General features: G+C 71.7%; 15 protein-coding genes and 1 riboswitch. Of the genes, 11 read left to right on the forward strand and 4 right to left on the reverse strand.

What is annotated here, in order from left to right; genetic code table 11:
- Nucleotides 1-283: 283 nt before the first annotated feature.
- Nucleotides 284-1,882, reverse strand: coding sequence for an ABC-F family ATP-binding cassette domain-containing protein (locus ACIBK3_RS00295; protein WP_399360273.1), 1,599 nt, complete (start codon nt 1,880-1,882; stop codon nt 284-286).
- Between the two features lie 236 nt (nt 1,883-2,118).
- On the opposite strand from ACIBK3_RS00295, the gene ACIBK3_RS00300 reads away from it, so the two are divergent.
- Nucleotides 2,119-2,541, forward strand: coding sequence for a VOC family protein (locus ACIBK3_RS00300; protein ID WP_399360275.1), 423 nt, complete (start codon nt 2,119-2,121; stop codon nt 2,539-2,541).
- 48 nt (nt 2,542-2,589) lie between these two features.
- Here the strand turns inward: ACIBK3_RS00300 and ACIBK3_RS00305 are convergent, their stop codons facing one another.
- The 3 genes from ACIBK3_RS00305 to ACIBK3_RS00315 all read right to left on the reverse strand — a co-directional run bounded on the left by ACIBK3_RS00305 (nt 2,590) and on the right by ACIBK3_RS00315 (nt 6,416).
- Nucleotides 2,590-4,011, reverse strand: a complete 1,422-nt coding sequence (locus ACIBK3_RS00305) for a hypothetical protein (RefSeq protein WP_399360277.1) — start codon at nt 4,009-4,011, stop codon at nt 2,590-2,592.
- Nucleotides 4,012-4,190: 179 nt separating this feature from the next.
- Entirely contained in the window at nt 4,191-5,318 is a 1,128-nt protein-coding gene (locus ACIBK3_RS00310; protein ID WP_399360279.1) for an alpha/beta hydrolase, read from the reverse strand.
- Between the two features lie 345 nt (nt 5,319-5,663).
- The gene (locus tag ACIBK3_RS00315; RefSeq protein ID WP_399360281.1) at nt 5,664-6,416 is read right to left on the reverse strand and encodes a class II aldolase/adducin family protein; all 753 of its coding nucleotides are present in this window, start codon (nt 6,414-6,416) and stop codon (nt 5,664-5,666) included.
- A 197-nt stretch (nt 6,417-6,613) separates the two neighbouring features.
- On the opposite strand from ACIBK3_RS00315, the gene ACIBK3_RS00320 reads away from it, so the two are divergent.
- From ACIBK3_RS00320 to cobI, 10 genes are all read left to right on the forward strand, one after another.
- Nucleotides 6,614-7,363, forward strand: coding sequence for a lysozyme (locus ACIBK3_RS00320; protein WP_399360283.1), 750 nt, complete (start codon nt 6,614-6,616; stop codon nt 7,361-7,363).
- A gap of 163 nt (nt 7,364-7,526) precedes the next feature.
- Nucleotides 7,527-8,798: an anion permease gene (locus ACIBK3_RS00325; protein ID WP_399360285.1), complete on the forward strand. Its 1,272-nt coding sequence runs from the start codon at nt 7,527-7,529 to the stop codon at nt 8,796-8,798.
- A 12-nt stretch (nt 8,799-8,810) separates the two neighbouring features.
- Nucleotides 8,811-9,032 (forward strand): hypothetical protein, encoded by a 222-nt coding sequence (locus ACIBK3_RS00330; RefSeq protein ID WP_399360287.1) that lies wholly within the window; start codon nt 8,811-8,813, stop codon nt 9,030-9,032.
- Between the two features lie 134 nt (nt 9,033-9,166).
- Nucleotides 9,167-9,309, forward strand: a riboswitch (cobalamin riboswitch).
- A gap of 99 nt (nt 9,310-9,408) precedes the next feature.
- Nucleotides 9,409-10,350: a cobalamin biosynthesis protein gene (locus ACIBK3_RS00335; protein ID WP_399360289.1), complete on the forward strand. Its 942-nt coding sequence runs from the start codon at nt 9,409-9,411 to the stop codon at nt 10,348-10,350.
- A complete protein-coding gene (locus ACIBK3_RS00340) occupies nt 10,347-11,855 on the forward strand; it encodes a cobyric acid synthase (protein WP_399360291.1) in 1,509 nt (502 codons plus the stop codon). The genes ACIBK3_RS00335 and ACIBK3_RS00340 overlap by 4 nt, the downstream gene beginning before the upstream one ends.
- A complete protein-coding gene (gene cobN, locus ACIBK3_RS00345) occupies nt 11,852-15,508 on the forward strand; it encodes a cobaltochelatase subunit CobN (RefSeq protein WP_399360293.1) in 3,657 nt (1,218 codons plus the stop codon). The genes ACIBK3_RS00340 and cobN overlap by 4 nt, the downstream gene beginning before the upstream one ends.
- Complete coding sequence (locus tag ACIBK3_RS00350; protein WP_399360295.1) at nt 15,505-17,523, forward strand: putative cobaltochelatase; 2,019 nt, start codon at nt 15,505-15,507, stop codon at nt 17,521-17,523. The genes cobN and ACIBK3_RS00350 overlap by 4 nt, the downstream gene beginning before the upstream one ends.
- Nucleotides 17,523-18,122 carry a cob(I)yrinic acid a,c-diamide adenosyltransferase gene (gene cobO / locus ACIBK3_RS00355; protein ID WP_399360297.1) on the forward strand — a complete coding sequence of 200 codons (600 nt, stop codon included), beginning with the start codon at nt 17,523-17,525 and terminating at the stop codon, nt 18,120-18,122. Before ACIBK3_RS00350 ends, cobO begins: the two co-directional genes overlap by 1 nt.
- Nucleotides 18,122-19,630: a cobyrinate a,c-diamide synthase gene (locus ACIBK3_RS00360; protein ID WP_399360300.1), complete on the forward strand. Its 1,509-nt coding sequence runs from the start codon at nt 18,122-18,124 to the stop codon at nt 19,628-19,630. The genes cobO and ACIBK3_RS00360 overlap by 1 nt, the downstream gene beginning before the upstream one ends.
- Nucleotides 19,627-20,379 (forward strand): precorrin-2 C(20)-methyltransferase, encoded by a 753-nt coding sequence (gene cobI / locus ACIBK3_RS00365; protein WP_399360302.1) that lies wholly within the window; start codon nt 19,627-19,629, stop codon nt 20,377-20,379. Before ACIBK3_RS00360 ends, cobI begins: the two co-directional genes overlap by 4 nt.
- The last annotated feature ends 8 nt before the right edge of the window (nt 20,380-20,387 follow it).

The raw sequence follows: 20,387 nt of genomic DNA on the forward strand, positions 1-20,387 counted from the left end.
GTCCGTGAGACAAGGTTTTGACGACAGGAGCGTGTCCCCACAAGCGGAATACGAAATTCCACGCGGTGTTGTTCGTACCGCCGAACGGGTAATTTCGCTAAGGGCCAGGTCAGAGACGTGCGACGGCCGAGCCCTCGTCGATGAAGGACTCGGCCGCGAAATTGATGTAGGACACACCTCGGTACGAGGAGATCTCACACAGATGGTGGATCACGGATCGGCCGAATGATCCATACGCAGTGGATCACCTCTTCGATCAAGCGGCGTTGACCGCTTCGACCGCTCAGGCCAGGGCCACCAGGTCCGCGTAGTCGGCGCCCCACAGGTCCTCGACGCCGTCGGGCAGCAGGATGATCCGCTCCGGCTGGAGCGCCTCGACGGCGCCCTCGTCGTGGGTGACCAGGACGACCGCGCCCTTGTAGGTGCGCAGCGCGCCGAGGATCTCCTCGCGGCTGGCCGGGTCGAGGTTGTTCGTCGGCTCGTCCAGGAGCAGCACGTTCGCCGAGGACACCACCAGGGTCGCCAGCGCCAGACGGGTCTTCTCGCCGCCGGAGAGGACTCCGGCCGGCTTGTCGACGTCGTCGCCGGAGAAAAGGAACGAGCCGAGCGTCTTGCGGACCTCGACCAGATCCAGGTCGGGGTTGGCGGAGCGCATGTTCTCCAGGACGGTGCGCGCCGGGTCGAGGGTCTCGTGCTCCTGGGCGTAGTACCCGAGCTTGAGGCCGTGGCCCTCGATGACCTGGCCGGTGTCGGGCTTCTCGACCCCGCCGAGCAGCCGCAGCAGGGTGGTCTTGCCGGCGCCGTTCAGGCCGAGGATGACGACCCGGGAGCCCTTGTCGATGGCCAGGTCGACGTCGGTGAAGATCTCCAGGGAGCCGTACGACTTCGACAGTCCCTCCGCCATCAGCGGGGTCTTGCCGCAGGGGGCGGGCTCCGGGAAGCGGAGCTTGGCGACCTTGTCGGACTGGCGGACCGCGTCCAGGCCGGCCAGCAGCCGGTCCGCGCGCCTGGCCATGTTCTGCGCGGCGACCGTCTTGGTGGCCTTGGCGCGCATCTTGTCGGCCTGCGAATGCAGGGCGGCGGCCTTCTTCTCGGCGTTCTGCCGCTCCCGCTTGCGGCGCTTCTCGTCGGCCTCACGCTGCTGCTGGTAGAGCTTCCAGCCCATGTTGTAGACGTCGATCTGGGCGCGGTTGGCGTCCAGGTAGAAGACCTTGTTGACGACCGTCTCGACCAGGTCGACGTCGTGGGAGATCACGATGAAGCCGCCGCGGTAGGTCTTGAGGTAGTCGCGCAGCCAGACGATCGAGTCGGCGTCGAGGTGGTTCGTGGGCTCGTCGAGCAGCAGCGTGTCCGCGTCGGAGAACAGGATGCGGGCCAGCTCGATACGGCGGCGCTGACCACCGGAGAGGGTGTGCAGCGGCTGCCCGAGCACCCGGTCGGGCAGGTTGAGCGCGGCGGCGATGGTGGCGGCCTCGGCCTCGGCGGAGTACCCGCCCTTGGTGAGGAACTCGGTCTCCTGGCGCTCGTACTGCCGCAGCGCCTTCTCGCGGGTGGCGCCCGATCCGTTGGCGATGCGCTGCTCGTTCTCACGCATCTTGCGGATCAGTACGTCGAGCCCGCGCGCGGAGAGGATGCGGTCGCGGGCGAGGACGTCGAGGTCGCCGGTGCGGGGGTCCTGGGGAAGGTAGCCGACCTCACCGGAGCGCGTGATGGTGCCGGCGGCGGGGACGCCCTCGCCGGCCAGGCACTTGGTGAGGGTGGTCTTGCCGGCGCCGTTGCGGCCGACCAGGCCGATGCGGTCGCCCTTGGTGACACGGAAGGTGGCGGACTCGATGAGGACGCGCGCACCGGCGCGCAGCTCGATACCGGAGGCGGAGATCACGGACAGACTCCAGAGCGGATGGGGGGCGGGATGGGCGGCTGAGGACGTTCCCGCCGTCTAGTGCGCGAGGAGAATGGCCATGGGGCCAGTCTAACGGGGCCGTGCAACCACTTTTCCTGTGTGCGGGAGTTCGGGTCCCGGGGTGTCCGGTCGGCGGGCCCGGGCCGTTGTCAGTGGTCGCTGCAAGACTGATGGCAGAGGGAATTCCGGCAGTCGATCACAAGGGAGTGATTCGCATGACAGGCGCGAGCGGCGGGCGTCCGAGCATCTACCCGACCCTGCTCTACAAGGACGCGAAGGCGGCGATCCGGCAGTTGACAGAGGCCTTCGGCTTCACGGAACTGTCGGTGTACGAGAGCGACGAGAACGGTGCCGACGTGGTGATGCACGCCGAACTGGTACAGGGCAACGGTGCGATCATGGTCGGCTCCAAGGGCCGCGGCGGCGTCTTCGACACGGCGATGAAGGACGCGGGCACCACGGGCGTGTACGTCGTGGTGGACGACGTCGACGCACACCACCGGCGTGCCGTGGAGCACGGCGCGGAGATCCTGATGCCCCCGACCGACCAGGACTACGGCTCACGGGACTACATGGCCCGGGACATCGAGGGCAATGTGTGGAGCTTCGGCACGTACACACCCGAAATAGCCGGCTAGTCAGGCCGGCCACGGACGGGCTGACGGCCGGACGGCTCGACTCCCGGCTCAACCCCCGGTGTGCACCTGGAAGGCGGCGCGGCGCACGGCCTTCGCCAGGGCCGGGTCGGGGTGCGCGGCGGCGAGCGCTACCAGCACCTGCACGGTGCGGGGGTGGCCGACGGCGCGCACCTCGTCGAGCAGCGCGGGGACGGTCGGCTGCAGCGCGGACTCCAGATGCCGGACCAGCATCGGGGCCTCGCCGTGGTCGGCGACGGCGGCGGCGGTGTCGACCCACAGCCAGGTGGCCTCTTCCCGGGTCAGGACCTCGTGGGCGTCCTCCGGGTCGATCCCGTCGTGCTCGGCCAGCCACAGCAGGGCGTACGGCCGCAGGGCGGGCTCGTCGGCCACGGAGCGGACGTCGGGCTCGGCGGGGGCGCCGACGACGCGCAGCGCCTCGAAGGCGAGTCCGCGCAGCAGGGCGTCCTCGCCGCGGGCGGCGCCGAGGAGCTCGGTGACAGCGTTGCCGACGGGGCGGGCGGCGAGCCAGGCGCGGTACTCGGCGCGGGCCGCGTTGGGGCGCAGCTGGGCGCAGCCGCGCAGCATGTCCTCGGCCGGCTGCTCGATGTTCCCGGCGGGGCTCTGCGCGGCGACGCAGATCTGCTCCAGCTTGACCCAGACCGCCCAGCTGCCGAGCGGGGTGAGCGTGGCCTGCCCGTCCCCGTAGGTGAGCGCGCCGACGGAGGCGAGGGCACGCAGGGCCCAATCGAGGAGAGGGGTGAGGGGGGTGAGCGAGGGGAGGGAGGCGTCGGCGGTCTGCGGCTCGGAGGGCTCGGCCGGCTCGGTCCGCGGGCCGTAGGGGATTTCACAGCGTTCCGTACGCAGCTCGGTGACGCGCTGCTGAAGGAGATCGAGGAGCTGCTCCACGGGAACGGGGCCGGCGGACAGTTGAAGGAAGGAGAGCACCTGGGGCATGGCGGAGACCACCTCGGCAACAGCGGCCGGCTCGTGGTCGGCGGGCTCCGGACGGGCGAGCGACCAGGCGTCGAAGAGGGCGACCCAACCGCGCAGTACGGCACTGTCGTCGCGGTTCCAGGCGCGCAGCCGCCAGCCGGGGCGAGCGCTGTCGCCGTGCACCTCGATGAGTCCGGCGAGCCGGGCGGTGTCCCAGTCGGCGCGCACCTGAGCCGGGGTCAACCCCAGATCGGCGGCCGCCTGTTCGGCGGTCTCGTCGGCGAGGGTGCCCTTGCCGCCAGGGCTCGCGCCGTTCCGGCCGGGGCGCAGAGCGGCGTCCGCCCAGCGGGCCACGCGGGCGGCGGCGGCGAGACCTGAGCGTGCCATTCTGGCCAGTTCCGCCGGCGCCGGTGTGCCCTCCGGGGGGCGGGGTGCCGGGCGGCTCGGGCGCCGCTGGTTCACAGCTCGGGGGGCGGCGGCCAGGGGTCGCGGGCGGACGAGTCGAAGCCTGGAGTCGCGCGGGATACGGGACGTCACGGGTGCAGTCTTCCGGTTGACGGTCCGAAAACCCAAACGGAATGTCACCCCGGGCTACGGGGATGGCCAACGCCGGGCCCTCACGGGGGGACAGAAGCCGAGATCAGGCCACTGGTACGGCGTTAAACGGAACCTGCGGCACCGGGGCGGGGCGGGGCGGCGACGGCGAGGTGGCGGGCTCACATGAGGGGAGTGAGGAAGCGGCGGAGTGCCTCTTCGTAGGACTTCGGGTCGGCGTTCCACATGGCCGCGTGGGGGGCGTTGCGGACCGTGTGGAGGGCTACGCGGTGGGGGTGGGCGGCGGCGAGACGGCGGGAGTGGTCCCAGGGGGCCACCCGGTCGTCCGGGCCGTGGAAGACCAGGGTCGGTGCCAGGGGAAGGTCGGGGGCGGCGGCGCGGTCGGTGTCGGCGGCGGGCATGCCGGTGCGGCCCTGGGCGGCGCGCACCGCCAGCGGCAGCAGGGCGCCCGGGGTGCGGCGGGCCGCGGCGAGGGCGCGCAGTGTCGTCTCCCAGCTGAGTACCGGGGAGTCGAGGACGAGCCCCGCGATCCGCTCGCGCAGTTCCGAGTTCGCGGCGGCGCGCAACGCCATGGTGGCGCCGGTGGACCAGCCGTGCAGGACCACCCGGCGGGCCCCGTCGGCGACGGCGTGGCGGATGGCGGCGTCCAGGTCGTGCCACTCGGTCTCGCCGAGGTGGTTCAGCCCGTCCGGCGAGCGGGGCGCGCCGAGGTCGCCGCGGTAGGCGAGGGCGAGCACCGGGAAGCGATTGCGGTGCAGGAACTCCATGATGTTCATGGCGTGTTCGCGGGTGGTGCCCAGGCCGTGCACCGCGATCACCCAGGTGTCCCGTACCCCCGGCACGAACCACGCGGGCAGAGCGCCGAGTTCGCCGGCGACGTCGACGTCGGCGTGGTCCAGTCCGAGGGCGCTGCCCGGGTTGCCGACGTAGAGGTTCGGGGTGAGCCAGACCTTGTCGCCGGGCTTGACAGTGCCGTGCGTGACGCGTTCCAGGCGGCGTACCACCGTGTCCGCGGAGTGGGACTCCGTGCCGAGGACGGGGCCGACGACCGCGTGCGAACCGTTGCCGCCGAGGCCGTAGGTGCCGGGGCGCAGCGCGGCCAGGTCGCGGGTGACGGTGATCCGGCCCGCGGCCGTGGCGTGCACGGTGAGCCTGGGTTCGGTGGGCAGGGGGCGTCCCGGCGGCGCCTTGAGCGCGGCGTCGCTGGCGAGACGGCCGGCGGCGACGCTCGCCGCGCCGGCGGCCAGGGCTGCGGTGACGGCGGCGGCCGTTGCTGTGACAGTGCGCACGGGTCCAGTGTCCCGGTGGACCCCGCGCCGGGCCAGCGGGAGGACGGCCCGGAGTGATGTTTCGGATTGGTAGGTACGAGGTGCGTGCCGCGGGGTGTGGTCCCCGGTGGCGTCATGGCAATCGGCACCGCCGGAACGTACGGGCGCTTCCCGGTCCTCGAAGGGCGGCCCTGGATGCCCCGATACCGGCCCGGCCACGGGCCGAGCCACGGGCCGAGCCACGGGCCGAGCCACGGGCCGAGTTGTCGGCAGGGCGCACGGCCCGGCGCCGCGCGATCACTTCGGCGGCCGGACCGGCAGTCGGCTGACGGGTCGAGGCAGGGACGCCGGGCGCGCTTCGAAGCCTCACCCCCGCTGCCCGTACCCCCGCAACCGCTCCCCCGCCTCCGCGAGCTGTGCCTCGGTCAGGAGTGTCGGTGACAGTCCCGGTACCGAGGAGGCGGTCAGCCACAGGCGGCACATCCACTCCAGCTGGGCCGTGCGGTCGTAGGCCTGGTCGAGGGTGGTGCCGTAGGTGAGGGTGCCGTGGTTCTGGAGGAGGCAGCCGGAGCGGTCGGCCAGGGCGTGGAGCATGTTCTCGGCCAACTCGTCGGTGCCGTACGTGGCATACGAGGCAACTCGGACGGGCCCGCCGAGCGCGCCGGCCATGTAGTGGATCACGGGGAGCTCGGGTACGAGGGTCGAGACGGCCGTGGCGTGCACGGCGTGGGTATGGACGACGGCACCGGCGTCGGTGGTGCGGTAGACCGCGAGATGCATGGGCAGTTCACTGGTCGGGGTCAGGGTGCCGAGCACCTGACGGCCGTCGAGGTCCACGCCGGTGATGTCCGTCGGGGTGAGCCGGTCGTAGGGCACGCCCGACGGTGTGACCAGTACGGTGCCCCCGACGCGCACCGAGACGTTGCCGGAGGTGCCGACGACCAGCCCCTCGGACACCGTGCGGCGGGCCGTCGCGACGAGCGTCTCCCAGGCGTGCGCCTCCTCGGGGCGCACGCCCCTCCCCCGCGGCTCCCGCACCACGTCTTCCGCGCCCTCTCGCGCACCTAGCACGCCCCGCGCATCCCACTGTTCCCGCTGTTCCCGCTGTTCCTCGGTCATGCGGCGATCCTTCCAGGACCGGCGTCAACTCAGCGCGAGGCGGGGGCACTTTAGGCCGGAATCCACTACTCCGAAAGGTCGCATACAGGCATATACAGCCTTCTTCGATCACTTGGCCGGAGATCGCCGACAATCCGATGATCTTCCAGTAATCTCGCGGAGATTTGTCGTGCACGTAGCCATTTCCGGGGGGACACATGGCCCGTGATCGCACATCGTTCCACTGTCGCCACCGCGTCGTCGCGGTGTCCGTGGCGGCGCTCACCGCAGGGGGGATCACACTCGCCGAGACGCCCGCCTCGGCGGCGGGCCTGCCGAAGGGGCACGACGTCTCTTCCCACCAGAAGAACGTCGACTGGCAGCAGAGCAAGGCCAGGGGAGCCAGGTTCGTCTACGTCAAGGCGACCGAGTCGCACACGTACCGCAGCCCGTATTTCGGTCAGCAGTACAACGGGGCGCGCAGCGCGGGCATCATCCGCGGGGCGTACCACTTCGCGCTCCCGGACAAGTCGTCGGGCAGAACGCAGGCGGCGTACTTCGTGCGCAACGGCGGCGCCTGGACCGCCGACGGCTGGACGCTGCCGCCCGCCCTGGACATCGAGTACAACCCGTACGACAAGAAGCACAAGTGCTACGGCTTGAGCAAGCCGAAGATGGTCAGCTGGATCAAGTCGTTCAGTGACGAGACGAAGCGCCTCACCGGCCGCCGCCCGGTGATCTACACCACCGCCCACTGGTGGAACACCTGCACCGGAGGCAGTCGCGCATTCGCCGCCAATCACGCGCTGTGGGTGGCCCGTTACAACGCGGCGGACGCGGGGGCGCTGCCCGGGGGGTGGTCGTTCTGGACGATCTGGCAGTACGACAACGGCGGCGGTCTGCCGGGTGACCAGAATCTCTTCAACGGGTCCCTCAGCCGGCTGAGGGCGTTCGCCAGAGGCGTATAGCCAAGGGGCGCCAGGGTCGCACGGGGCCACGGGGACCGGGCTGGGTTCGGCGGTGCGGAAATCAGCATCGCCGGACACCGTGCGGCCTGCTTCAGTTCATCTTCCGTTCATCCAGGTTACCTACGTTCGTCCGGCCAATGACCTCGAACGATTGCCTGGGTAAATGGAAAACTTCTCGCTGATCCTCGCGATCGTGGTGGTAACCGCGCTTGCGTTCGATTTCACGAACGGTTTCCACGACACCGCCAACGCGATGGCCACGACCATCTCGACCGGTGCGCTCAAGCCCAAGGTCGCGGTGGCCATGTCCGCCGTGCTGAACCTTGTGGGTGCCTTCCTCTCCGTGGAGGTCGCCAACACGATCTCCAAAGGTCTCGTCGACGAGACCGGCATACGTCCCGAGGTCATCTTCGCCGCCCTGGTCGGCGCGATCCTCTGGAACCTCGTGACCTGGCTGGTGGGCCTGCCCTCCAGTTCCTCGCACGCCCTGATGGGCGGTCTGATCGGGGCCACCATCGCCTCCGCCGGTATGAGCGCGGTCCATGGTGACGTGCTGGTCACCAAGGTCCTGCTCCCCGCGATCGCGGCACCGGTCGTCGCGGGCGTCGCCGCGATGCTCGCCACCCGCCTGTCCTACACGCTCGGCAAGAAGGCCGACGGCAAGGCGGCGGAGAAGGGCTACCGCGCGGGTCAGATCGCCTCGGCCGGCCTGGTCTCGCTCGCCCACGGCACGAACGACGCCCAGAAGACGATGGGCATCATCACCCTCGCCCTGGTCGCCGGCGGCGTCGTCGCCCCCGACTCCGACCCGCCCACCTGGGTCATCCTCTCCGCGGGTCTCGCCATCGCGCTCGGCACCTACCTCGGCGGCTGGCGCATCATCCGCACCATGGGCAAGGGCCTGACGGACCTTCAGCCGCAGCAGGGCTTCGCCGCCCAGACCAGCGCGGCCACGGTCATCCTGGCCTCCTCCCACCTCGGCTTCTCCCTCTCCACCACGCACTCCGTCTCCGGTTCGGTGATGGGCGCGGGCCTCGGCCGCAAGGGCGGGGTCGTGCGCTGGTCGACTGCCACCCGGATGTTCGTGGCGTGGGGTCTGACCCTGCCGGCCGCGGCCCTGGTCGGCGCGCTCGCCGAGTACGTGACCGGCATCGGGGACGTCGGCACCGCCCTGGTCGCCGTCTTCCTGATCGCCTCCAGCGCGGCCATCTGGAAGCTCTCCCGCCGGGAGGTCGTCGACCACACCAACGTCGTCACCGAGCCCGACGCCCGCGAGACCGCGGAGCCGGCCGGTGTGGTGACCGCCGCGATCGCCGCGGTCACCCCGCCCCCGGCGGGGTCCGTCGCCGAGGACCTCACGGCCACCATCCCGGCGCCCGCCGGAGCCGTCACCACCGCCGACCCCGCGGCCCCGCCGGCCGCGACCACCGTCTAAGGAAGCAACAGGATGAAGATCGACTGGGCGGCACTCGGCTCCGTCTTCGGCGTCAGCCTCGTGGTCACCGTGGCACTCGTGGCCCTGTTCACCCTCGGCATCATGGGCCTGTCCCGCCGGGAGCGGGCCGCGGCCCAGGGCGGCTCCGCCGCCCTCGCGGTCACCGGCGCCTACGCGTGCTTCGCCGCGTGCGCGGCGGCGGTGGCGTACGGGATCTCACTGATCGTCGCCTGACCTGCGGCACCCGGACAACGCGTGGGGTGCGGGACGGATCGCCGTCCCGCACCCCACGTGCGTTGTGACGGTTGTGACCGCTCGCGTGTGGGCCTCAGCACACTCTCCCTTCGCAGGTCAACGGCAAGTTGACGGCCCTTCCAACCCCGTGGTGGACTGCCGGGGCCATGTACGGCGGCAGGAGAGGAAGCCGGTGAGAATCCGGCGCGGTCCCGCCACTGTCACCGGGGTAGAAAGCCCCGGGAGCCAGGAACTCTCACCGCCGGTCTCGTCGAACCAGGGCGTGGACACCCTGAGTGAGGACATATCGCCATGCTCGGCTGCCGTTCGAGGTTGATCAGCTCCTCCCTGTCTGTGACAGCGGTCGGCTGAGTCCATGCGTGCCGATCGCGTTTTCGCGTACGGCGCCGTCGCCGGCCTCCTCGGTGACCTGCTCCTCGGCGATCCCCGCCGTGGACATCCGGTCGCCGTGTTCGGACGTGCCGCGGGTGCCGTGGAGCGGGTGCTGTGGCGTGACCACCGGGGGTGGGGCGCGCTGTACGCCGTTGTGTGCGCCGGTGGGGTCACGGCGCTCGGAGCTTTGACCGCTCGTTCCGTACGTACCTCCCCTGCCGCTTCCGTCGCGCTGACCGGCGCCGCCACCTGGGCCGTCGTCGGCGGGACTTCACTCGCGCGGGAGGCCAGGGCCATCGGGCGCGCGCTGGAGGCGGGGGACGTCGAGGGGGCGCGGGCGCGGCTGCCGCATCTGTGCGGGCGGGATCCGCAGGCGCTGGACGCCGACGGGATCGCGCGGGCCGTCGTGGAGTCCGTCGCCGAGAACACCTCCGACGCGGTGGTCGGGGCGCTGGTGTGGGGGGCCTTGGGCGGTGTGCCCGGGCTGCTCGGGTTCCGGGCCGTCAACACCCTGGACGCCATGGTCGGGCACAGGTCGCACAGGTACCGGCGGTTCGGGTGGGCCTCGGCACGGACGGACGACCTGGTGGGGTGGCCGGGGGCACGGCTGACCGCCGTACTGGCCATGCTGGCGGGTCCGAATCCGCGGGGAGCCGTACGCGCCTGGCGGACCGATGCCGGGAAGCATCCGAGTCCCAACGCCGGGCCTGTGGAGGCGTCGTTCGCCGGGGCGCTCGGGGTGCGGCTCGGCGGGACCCTGTCCTATGCGGGGCGGGTCGAGCATCGGCCCGTGCTCAACGGAGAGGGGCGTGCCGTGGTCGCGCACGACATCGAGCGGGCCGTGCGGCTGTCCCGGCACGTCGGTCTGCTGGCTCTCGGCGTCAGTGTCGCCGGGCGGTTTCTCACCAGGGGGCGTATCCGATGAGTGGTGGTCTTCTGGTCGCCGGTACCACCTCCGACGCCGGCAAGAGTGTCGTCACCGCGGGGATCTGCCGGTGGCTGGTGCGGCAGGGGGTGAAGGTCGCGCCCTTCAAGGCGCAGAACATGTCCCTCAATTCGTTCGTGACGAGGGAAGGGGCCGAGATCGGGCGGGCCCAGGCCATGCAGGCGCAGGCCTGCCGCATCGAGCCGACCGCGCTGATGAACCCCGTGCTGCTCAAGCCGGGCGGTGAGCAGAGCAGTCAGGTCGTGCTGCTCGGGAAGCCGGTCGGGGAGCTCAGTGCGCGCGGCTATCACGGCGGGCGGCAGCAGAAGCTGCTGGGGACCGTGCTCGACTGTCTCGCCGAGTTGCGGGGCACGTATGACGCGGTGATCTGTGAGGGGGCCGGTTCTCCCGCCGAGATCAATCTGCGGCGGACCGACATCGTCAACATGGGCATCGCCCGGAACGCCGGGCTGCCCGTCCTGGTGGTCGGCGACATCGACCGCGGGGGCGTCTTCGCCTCCTTCTTCGGGACCGTCGCACTGCTCTCGCCCGAGGATCAGGCCCTCGTCGCCGGGTTCCTCGTCAACAAGTTCCGCGGGGACGTCTCGCTGCTCGAACCCGGGCTCGACATGCTGCACGCGCTCACCGGGCGGCACACGTACGGCGTCCTGCCCTTCCGACACGGGCTCGGGATCGATGAGGAGGACGGGCTGCGGGTCTCCCTGCGGGGCACGGTCCGGGAGTCGAACGTGGCGCCGCCCGTCGGTGAGGACGTCCTGAGGATCGCCGTCTGCGCGGTCCCCCTGATGTCCAACTTCACCGACGTGGACGCGCTGGCCGCCGAGCCGGGTGTCGTCGTGCGGTTCGTGGACCGGGCGGAGGAGCTGGCGGACGCCGACCTCGTCGTCATCCCGGGGACTCGGGGAACGGTTCGTGCGCTGGAGTGGCTGCGGGAGCGCGGGCTGGCGGAGGCCATCGAACGCAGGGTCGCCGAAGACCGGCCCGTCCTCGGCATCTGCGGTGGCTTCCAGGTCCTCGGCGAGCACATCGAGGACGAGGTCGAGAGCCGGCGGGGCCATGTCGACGGGCTCGGTGTGCTGCCCGTGCGGGTGCGGTTCGCCCGCGAGAAGACCCTGACGAGGCCGGCCGGTGAGGCCCTCGGGGAGCGGGTCGAGGGGTACGAGATCCATCACGGGGTCGCCGAGATCAGCGGTGGGGAACCCTTCCTGGACGGCTGCCGGATCGGCCAGACCTGGGGCACCCACTGGCACGGTTCGCTGGAGTCGGACGGCTTCCGGCGGGCCTTCCTGCGCGAGGTGGCCCTCGCCGCGGGCCGCCGTTTCGTACCGGCGCCCGACACCTCATTCGCCGCGCTGCGCGAGGAGCAGCTCGACCGGCTCGGCGACCTGATCGAACAGCACGCGGACACGGACGCGCTGTGGCGGCTCATCGAGTCCGGCGCGCCGCAAGGACTGCCTTTCATTCCACCGGGAGCGCCCGCATGAGCACAGTGTTGTTGTTGTCGACCGCCGACACGGACCTGCTGGCGGCCCGGGCCGCTACCGGTGCCTCGTACCGGATCGGCAATCCGACCCGGGTGGATGTCACGGAGGAGCTGCCCTCTCTCGTCGAGGGCGCGGACATCGCCGTCGTACGCCTGCTCGGCGGCAAGCGGGCCTGGGAGGACGGGCTGGCCGCCCTGAAGGCGTCGGGGATCCCCACGGTGCTGCTCGGCGGGGAGACCGTGCCCGACGCGGAGTTGATGGCCGAGTCGTCCGTGCCCGCCGGTGTGGTGGCCGAGGCGCTCAGGTACCTCGTCGAGGGCGGCCCGGAGAACCTGACCGAGCTCGCGCGGTTCCTCTCCGACACGGTGCTGCTGACGGGCGAGGGGTTCGTCGAGCCGCAGAAGATGCCCGAGTTCGGCGTGCACGGGGAGCGTCCCTTCGTCGAGGGCCGCCCCACGGTCGGCGTGCTCTTCTACCGGGCTCATGAGCTCAGCGGCAACACCGCCTTCGTGGACACGCTGTGCGACGCCGTCGAGGCGCGGGGCGCCAACGCCCTTCCCGTGTACTGCGGTTCGCTCCGCGGCGCGGACGCGCGACTCTATGAGCTTCTGTCCAGGGCAGACACCCTCGTCGCCACCGTCCTCGCCGCAGGCGGCACCCACGCCTCACAGGCGTCGGCGGGCGGGGACGAGGAGGCCTGGGACATCGGTGCGCTCGCCGACCTCGACGTCCCTGTGCTGCAAGGTCTGTGCCTGACGTCCTCGAAGAGCGCCTGGGAGGGGTCCGACGCCGCCCTCTCCCCCATGGACGCGGCGATGCAGGTCGCGATCCCGGAGTTCGACGGGCGGCTGATCACCGTGCCGTTCTCGTTCAAGGAGCAGGGTCCCGACGATGTTCCGGTGTACGTCGCCGACCCGGAGCGGGCCGCGCGGGTCGCCGGGATCGCCGTACGGCACGCCCGGTTGAAGCACAAGCCGAACGGCGAGAAGAAGCTGGCGCTCGTCTTCACCGCCTATCCGACCAAGCACTCGCGCGTCGGCAACGCGGTCGGCCTGGACACGCCCGTGTCCGCGGTACGGGTGCTGGACGCGCTCCGGGACGCCGGATACGTCGTCGAGGGGCACCCCGACAACGGGGACGAGCTGATCCACCGGCTCATCAACGCCGGTGGCCACGACGTCGAGTGGCTCACCGAGGAGCAGCTGGCGGCGGCGCCCGCCCGGGTGCCGCTCGCCGACTACCGGGCCTGGTTCGACAAGCTCGACCCGGAGCTCAGGGACGGCATGCTGGAGGCGTGGGGCGAACCGCCGGGCTCCCTGTACGTCGACGGGGACGACATCGTGCTGGCCTCCCTGCAGTTCGGGAACGTCGTCGTGATGATCCAGCCGCCGCGCGGCTTCGGCGAGAACCCGATCGCGATCTACCACGACCCGGACATGCCGCCGTCCCACCACTACATGGCGGCGTACCGCTGGCTCGAGAACTCGTTCGGCGCCGACGCGATCGTGCACATGGGCAAGCACGGCACGATGGAGTGGCTCCCCGGCAAGGGCCTCGGGCTCAGCGGGGGCTGCGCTCCCGACGCCGTGCTCGGGGAACTCCCCCTGGTCTACCCGTTCATCGTCAACGACCCCGGCGAGGGCACCCAGGCCAAGCGGCGCGGGCACGCCACCGTCGTCGACCACCTGGTGCCGCCGATGGCCCGCGCCGACACCTACGGCGACCTGGCCAAGCTGGAGCAGCTGCTCGACGAGTACGCGCTCGTCTCCGACCTGGACCCCACCAAGGCCCCGGCGGTGCGGGCGCAGATCTGGACGCTGGTGAAGGCGGCCGAGCTGCACCACGACCTGCATGTCGACGACCAGCCGGACGACGAAGCGTTCGACGAGTTCGTGATGCACATCGACGGGTATCTGTGTGAGATCAAGGACGTGCAGATCCGGGACGGGCTGCACATCCTGGGCGGCGGTCCGGTCGGAGAGCCGCGGGTGAACCTGGTGCTCGCCGTGCTGCGGGCCTCGCAGGTGTGGGGCGGGCAGGCGAACGCCCTGCCGGGACTGCGGGCTTGCCTGGCGGCCCATTTCGGGCTCAGCGAGAAGGAGTTGCTCGCCGAGCCGGGGGCGCCGGTCAAGGTCCCGGTGGAGTTGACGGAGCTGGTGGACGGGCCCGCGCGCTCGGCCGCCGACGCCGTCGATCTGCTGGAGCAGCTGTGCCGGCGGATCGCGGAGGGCATGGAGACGCGGGGGTGGGTGGCGGCCGAGAGCCGCGCGCTCATCAGGGACGTGGTCGGCACCGAACTCCCCGAGGCGGTCGCGGTGCTGGAGTTCGCCTGCGACGAGGTCGTCCCTCGCCTGGAGAAGACCACCGACGAGATCGACCACATCCTCAAGGCGCTGGACGGCGGTTACGTCCCGGCCGGTCCGTCCGGTTCGCCGACGCGTGGTCTCGTCAACGTGCTCCCGACCGGCCGGAACTTCTACTCCGTCGACCCCAAGGCCATCCCCTCCAGGCTGAGCTGGGAGGTCGGGCAGTCGCTCGCCGACTCCCTCGTGCAGCGGTACCTCCAGGACACCGGGGAGTACCCGAAGTCCGTCGGCCTGACGGTGTGGGGGACGTCCGCGATGCGCACGCAGGGCGACGACATCGCCGAGATCCTGGCCCTGCTGGGCTGCCGTCCGGTGTGGGACGACGCCTCGCGCCGGGTGACCGGCTTCGAAGTGGTCCCGTCGGAGGAGCTCGGCCGGCCGCGCATCGATGTCACGGTCCGGATCTCCGGGTTCTTCCGGGACGCCTTCCCGCACGTCGTCGGGCTGATCGACGACGCGGTGCGGGCGGTGGCCGAGCTGGACGAGCCCGGCGACCGGAACTACGTGCGTGCCCACGCCGACGCGGACACCGCCGAGCACGGCGACCGGCGGCGCGCGACGGCCCGTGTCTTCGGCTCGAAGCCGGGGGCTTACGGGGCGGGGCTGCTGCCGCTGATCGACGCGCGGAACTGGCGGTCGGACGCGGACCTCGCCGAGGTGTACGCGGTGTGGGGCGGCTACGCCTACGGGCGCGGGCTCGACGGGCGGGCGGCGCGCGGGGACATGGAGACGGCGTTCAAACGGATCGCCGTCGCTGCGAAGAACGTCGACACACGCGAGCACGATCTCGTCGACGCCGACGACTACTTCCAGTACCACGGCGGCATGGTCGCCATGGTGCGGCACCTGACGGGCGCGAGCCCCGAGGCGTACGTGGGCGACTCGGCGACCCCGGACCAGGTCAAGACCCGCACGCTGGGCGAGGAGACCCACCGCGTCTTCCGCGCCCGGGTGGTCAACCCGCGCTGGATGGCGGCGATGCGGCGGCACGGCTACAAGGGCGCCTTCGAGATGGCGGCCACCGTGGACTACCTCTTCGGGTACGACGCCACGGCCGGCGTGGTCGACGACTGGATGTACGAGAAGCTCAGCGCCGAGTACGTCTTCGACGCGGAGAACCGTGACTTCATGAAGAAGTCCAACCCGTGGGCGCTGCGCGGTATCACGGAACGGCTGTTGGAGGCCGCCGACCGTGGCCTGTGGGCCGAGCCGGAAGCGGACACCCTGGAACGGCTGCGGGCCACCTACCTGGAGCTGGAAGGCGACTTGGAGGGCGACGACAAGTGAGTACCCCGTTCCCGTTCACGGCCGTGGTCGGCCAGGACGACCTGCGGCTCGCGCTGCTGCTGAACGCCGTGTCGCCGGCGGTCGGCGGTGTGCTGGTGCGCGGTGAGAAGGGCACCGCCAAGTCGACGGCCGTGCGCGCGCTGTCGGCGCTCATGCCCGAGGTGCCGGTCGTCCCCGGCTGCCGTTTCTCCTGCGACCCGGCCGCCCCCGACCCCGCCTGCCCGGACGGCCCGCACGAGCCCGGCGCGGGTATCGCGCGGGCCGCGCGGATGGTCGAGTTGCCGGTCGGCGCCTCCGAGGACCGGCTCGTGGGCGCGCTGGACATCGAACGTGCCCTGTCGGAGGGCGTGAAGGCCTTCGAGCCCGGCCTGCTCGCCGACGCGCACCGCGGGATCCTGTACGTCGACGAGGTCAACCTCCTCCACGACCACCTGGTCGACCTGCTGCTGGACGCGGCGGCGATGGGCGCTTCGTACGTCGAACGCGAGGGTGTCTCCGTACGGCACGCCTCGAAGTTCCTGCTCGTGGGGACGATGAACCCCGAAGAGGGCGAGCTGCGGCCGCAGTTGCTGGACCGGTTCGGGCTGACCGTGGAGGTCGCGGCCTCGCGGGAGCCCGACCAGCGGGTCGAGGTCGTACGACGGCGGCTCGCCTACGACGACGATCCAGACGGGTTCGCGGCGAGGTGGGCGGACGAGGAGGCCGCCGTACGGGCGCGGATCGTGGCGGCGCGGGAGCTGTTGCCGTCGGTGCGGCTGGGCGACGGGGCGCTGCGGCAGATCGCGGCGACGTGCGCGGCGTTCGAAGTGGACGGCATGCGGGCCGACATCGTGATGGCGCGGACGGCCACCGCGCTGGCGGCGTGGGCCGGGCGGACGGACGTGCTCGCCGAGGACGTACGGCAGGCGGCGCTGCTCGCGCTGCCGCACCGCAGGCGCCGTAATCCCTTTGACGCGCCGGGGCTGGACGAGGACAGGCTCGACGAGACGTTGGAGGAGTTCGGGGAAGGATCCGACGACGAGGATCCCGATCCCGACGGGCCCGGTGGGGGCGGTCAGCCGCCTTCGGACGGGCCCGACGAGGGGCAGGGGCCGGGTGAGGGGGCCGGTGACAGCGGTGCGCTGCCCGATGCCGGGGAGGGCGGCGAGCCGCAGGCTTCCGGTGGCGGCGCGGGCGAGCAGCAGCCGGCGCGGGCCGCCGAGCCCTTTCGTACCAAGGTGCTGAGTGTGCCGGGGCTCGGTGAGGGTGCCGCCGGGCGGCGTTCGCGGGCGCGGACCGAGCACGGGCGGACGACCGGTGCCCGGCGGCCCCAGGGGGCGCTGACCAAGCTGCACCTGGCGGCGACCGTGCAGGCGGCGGCGCCGCATCAGCGGGCGCGCGGGCGTTTGGGACGTGGGCTGGTGATACGCCGCGACGATCTGCGGCAGGCGACCCGGGAAGGGCGCGAGGGGAACCTCGTGCTGTTCGTGGTCGACGCCTCGGGGTCGATGGCGGCCCGGCAGCGGATGAGCGCGGTGAAGGGTGCCGTGCTGTCGCTGCTGCTCGATGCCTATCAGCGGCGCGACAAGGTGGGGCTGGTGACGTTCCGGGGGTCGGCCGCGGAGGTGGCCCTGCCGCCGACCTCGTCGGTGGACGCGGCGGCCGTGCGGCTGGAGTCGCTGCCGACCGGCGGGCGGACACCGCTCGCGGCCGGGCTGCTCAAGGCGCATGACGTGCTGCGGGTGGAGCGGCTGCGGGATCCCGCGCGGCGGGCGCTGGTCGTCGTGGTGACGGACGGACGGGCGACCGGCGGGCCGGAGCCGGTCGCTCTCGCCGGGCGTGCGGCGCGGCTGTTCGCAGCCGAGCAGGTCGCCTCCGTGGTCGTCGACTGCGAGTCGGGGCCGGTGCGGCTGGGGCTGGCCGGGCAGCTCGCGGGTGAGCTGGGCGGTACGGCGGTGACGTTGGACGAGTTGCGGGCGGACTCCATCGCCGGGCTGGTCAGGGATGTTCAGGGGACTTCGAGGAGGGCCGCGTAATGCCGCAGGGACAGCCGAGTGTCGTACCGGACGACGGGCTGACGACCCGCCAGCGCCGTAACCGGCCGCTCGTCGTCGTCCACACGGGCGTCGGCAAAGGCAAGTCGACCGCCGCGTTCGGGCTCGCGCTGCGGGCCTGGAACCAGGGGTGGCCCATCGGGGTGTTCCAGTTCGTCAAGTCGGCGAAGTGGAAGGTCGGCGAGGAACGGGCGCTGCGGGTGCTCGGGGACTCCGGCGAGGGCGGGACCGTCGCCTGGCACAAGATGGGCGAGGGGTGGTCCTGGGTCCAGCGGGATTCCCAGATGGACAACGAGGAGAAGGCCCGGGAGGGCTGGGAGCAGGTCAAGCGGGACCTGGCCGCCGAGACGTACCAGCTGTACGTGCTGGATGAGTTCGCGTACCCGCTGCACTGGGGCTGGGTCGACGTCGACGAGGTCGTCTCCGTGCTGCGGGACCGGCCCGGAACCCAGCATGTCGTGATCACGGGACGGAACGCGCCCGGGAAGCTGGTGGACTTCGCCGATCTCGTGACCGACATGTCCAAGGTCAAGCATCCGATGGACGCCGGGCAGAAGGGGCAGAGGGGTATCGAGTGGTGATGTCCTCGTCCGTCCCCCGGCTGGTCATCGCCGCGCCGTCGTCCGGCAGCGGCAAGACCACCGTGGCCACGGGGCTGATGGCCGCGTTCGCCGCGCGGGGGCTTGCCGTGTCCCCGCACAAGGTCGGACCGGACTACATCGACCCCGGCTATCACGCGCTCGCCACCGGGCGGGTGGGGCGGAACCTCGACGCGTATCTGTGCGGGCCGGAGTTGGTCGGGCCGTTGTTCCTGCACGGGGCGCGCGGGTGTGACATCGCCGTCGTCGAGGGTGTGATGGGGATGTACGACGGGGCCGCCGGGGAGGGTGAACTGGCGTCCACCGCGCACGTGGCGAAGCTGTTGCGGGCGCCGGTGGTGCTGGTCGTCGACGCGTCGTCGCAGTCCCGGTCTGTCGCGGCGCTGGTGCACGGGTTCGCCTCGTGGGATCCGGAGGTGCGGGTCGGGGGCGTGATCCTCAACAAGGTCGCGTCGGATCGGCATGAGGAGTTGCTGCGGGAGGCGTTGGACTCGGCCGGGGTGCCTGTGCTGGGCGTGTTGCGGCGGGTGGGGAAGGTTTCCACGCCGTCGCGGCATCTCGGGCTGGTGCCGGTCGCCGAGCGGCGTGCTTCGGCGGTGGAGGCTGTGGCGGCGATGGGTGCGCAGGTTGCCGCCGGGTGTGACCTTGAGGCGTTGCTCGGGCTGGCGCGGGGTGCGGGGGCGTTGTCGGGTGCGGCGTGGGATGCGGCTGAGGTCTTGGTTTCTTCGCCCCCTCCGCCCCTACCCGTCCCGACCCTGGGGGCTGCCGCCCCCAGACCCCCGCTGTCGGCCCTGAACGGGCCTCGTCCTCAAGCGCCGGACGGGCTGAATGACGCGGGCCTGCGTTCGAAGGAGCCGGACGGGCTGGATACAGCCGCCCCGGGTCCAAAGGTGCGAGTCGCCATAGCCGGTGGTCCCGCCTTCACCTTCTCCTACGCCGAGCACGCCGAGCTTCTCACCGCCGCCGGGGCGGAAGTCGTTTCCTTCGATCCGCTCCGGGATGAGCAACTACCCGACGGGACACAGGGGTTGGTCATCGGGGGCGGGTTCCCGGAGGTGTACGCGTCCGAGCTGTCCGCCAACGAGCCGCTGCGCAGGTCCATCGCGAGCCTCGCGGAGAGCGGTGGCCCGGTCGCCGCCGAGTGTGCCGGGCTGCTCTATCTCTGCCGGGAACTCGACGGGAAGCCCATGTGCGGCGTGCTCGACGGCGCCGCGCGGATGAGCGAGCGGCTCACGCTCGGGTACCGGGACGCCGTGGCCGTGAGCGACAGTGTGCTGGCCGTCGCGGGGACGCGGATGCGGGGACACGAGTTCCATCGGACCGTGGTGGAGCCCGGGGCGGGGGAGGTCGCCGCCTGGGGGGTGCGTACCCCTCACCGGCGGCTCGAAGGTTTCGTACAGCAGGGTGTGCACGCGAGTTATCTGCACACGCACTGGGCGTCCGAGCCCGGTGTCGCCCGTCGGTTCGTGGAGAGGTGCCGGACGTCATGAGCAGCAGCAGGTTGATCGGGGTCGGGGTCGGGCCCGGGGATCCGGAGCTGGTGACCGTCAAGGGCGTCAACGCGCTGCGGGCCGCCGACGTGGTCGTCGTACCGGTGATGGCTGCGTCTGACGGAAAAGATGGCGGTGAGCGGGGCCGGGCCGAGGCGACCGTGTTGCACTACGTGCCCGAGGACAAGGTCCTGCGGGTCGTGTTCGCGCTCAACGAGCGGTCCGACCGGGGGCGGAGGGAGGCCGCCTGGGACGCGGCGGGTGCGCGGGTCGCCGAGTTGCTGGGGCAGCGCGGGGTAGTTGCCTTCGCGACCATCGGTGATCCGAACGTGTACTCCACCTTCACCTATCTGGCGCAGACCATCGGCGAGCTGGTGCCGGGCGTCGTCGTGGAGACCGTGCCGGGGATCACCGCCATGCAGGATTTGGCGGCGCGCTCGGGGGCCGTGCTCACCGAGGGCACCGAGCCGTTGACGCTGGTGCCCGTGACCGCCGGGGCCGCCGTGCTCAAGGAGGCGCTGAACGGGCCCGGGACCGTCGTCGCCTACAAGTTCGGGCGGCAGGCGGCGGACGTCGTCGAGGCGCTGCGGGAGACCGGGCGGCTCGACGGCGCCGTATGGGGGTCGGCGCTGGGGCTGGAGTCCGAGTCCATCCGGCCGGCCGCCGAACTCGACGGTGCTCCCCTGCCGTATCTGTCCACGCTGATCGCGCCCGCGCGGCGCGACGGCGGCCGGGGCGGAAAGCTGTGAGCCCGTCA

It is taken from the genome of Streptomyces sp. NPDC050287 (assembly GCF_044459385.1).
Lineage (GTDB): Bacteria > Actinomycetota > Actinomycetes > Streptomycetales > Streptomycetaceae > Streptomyces.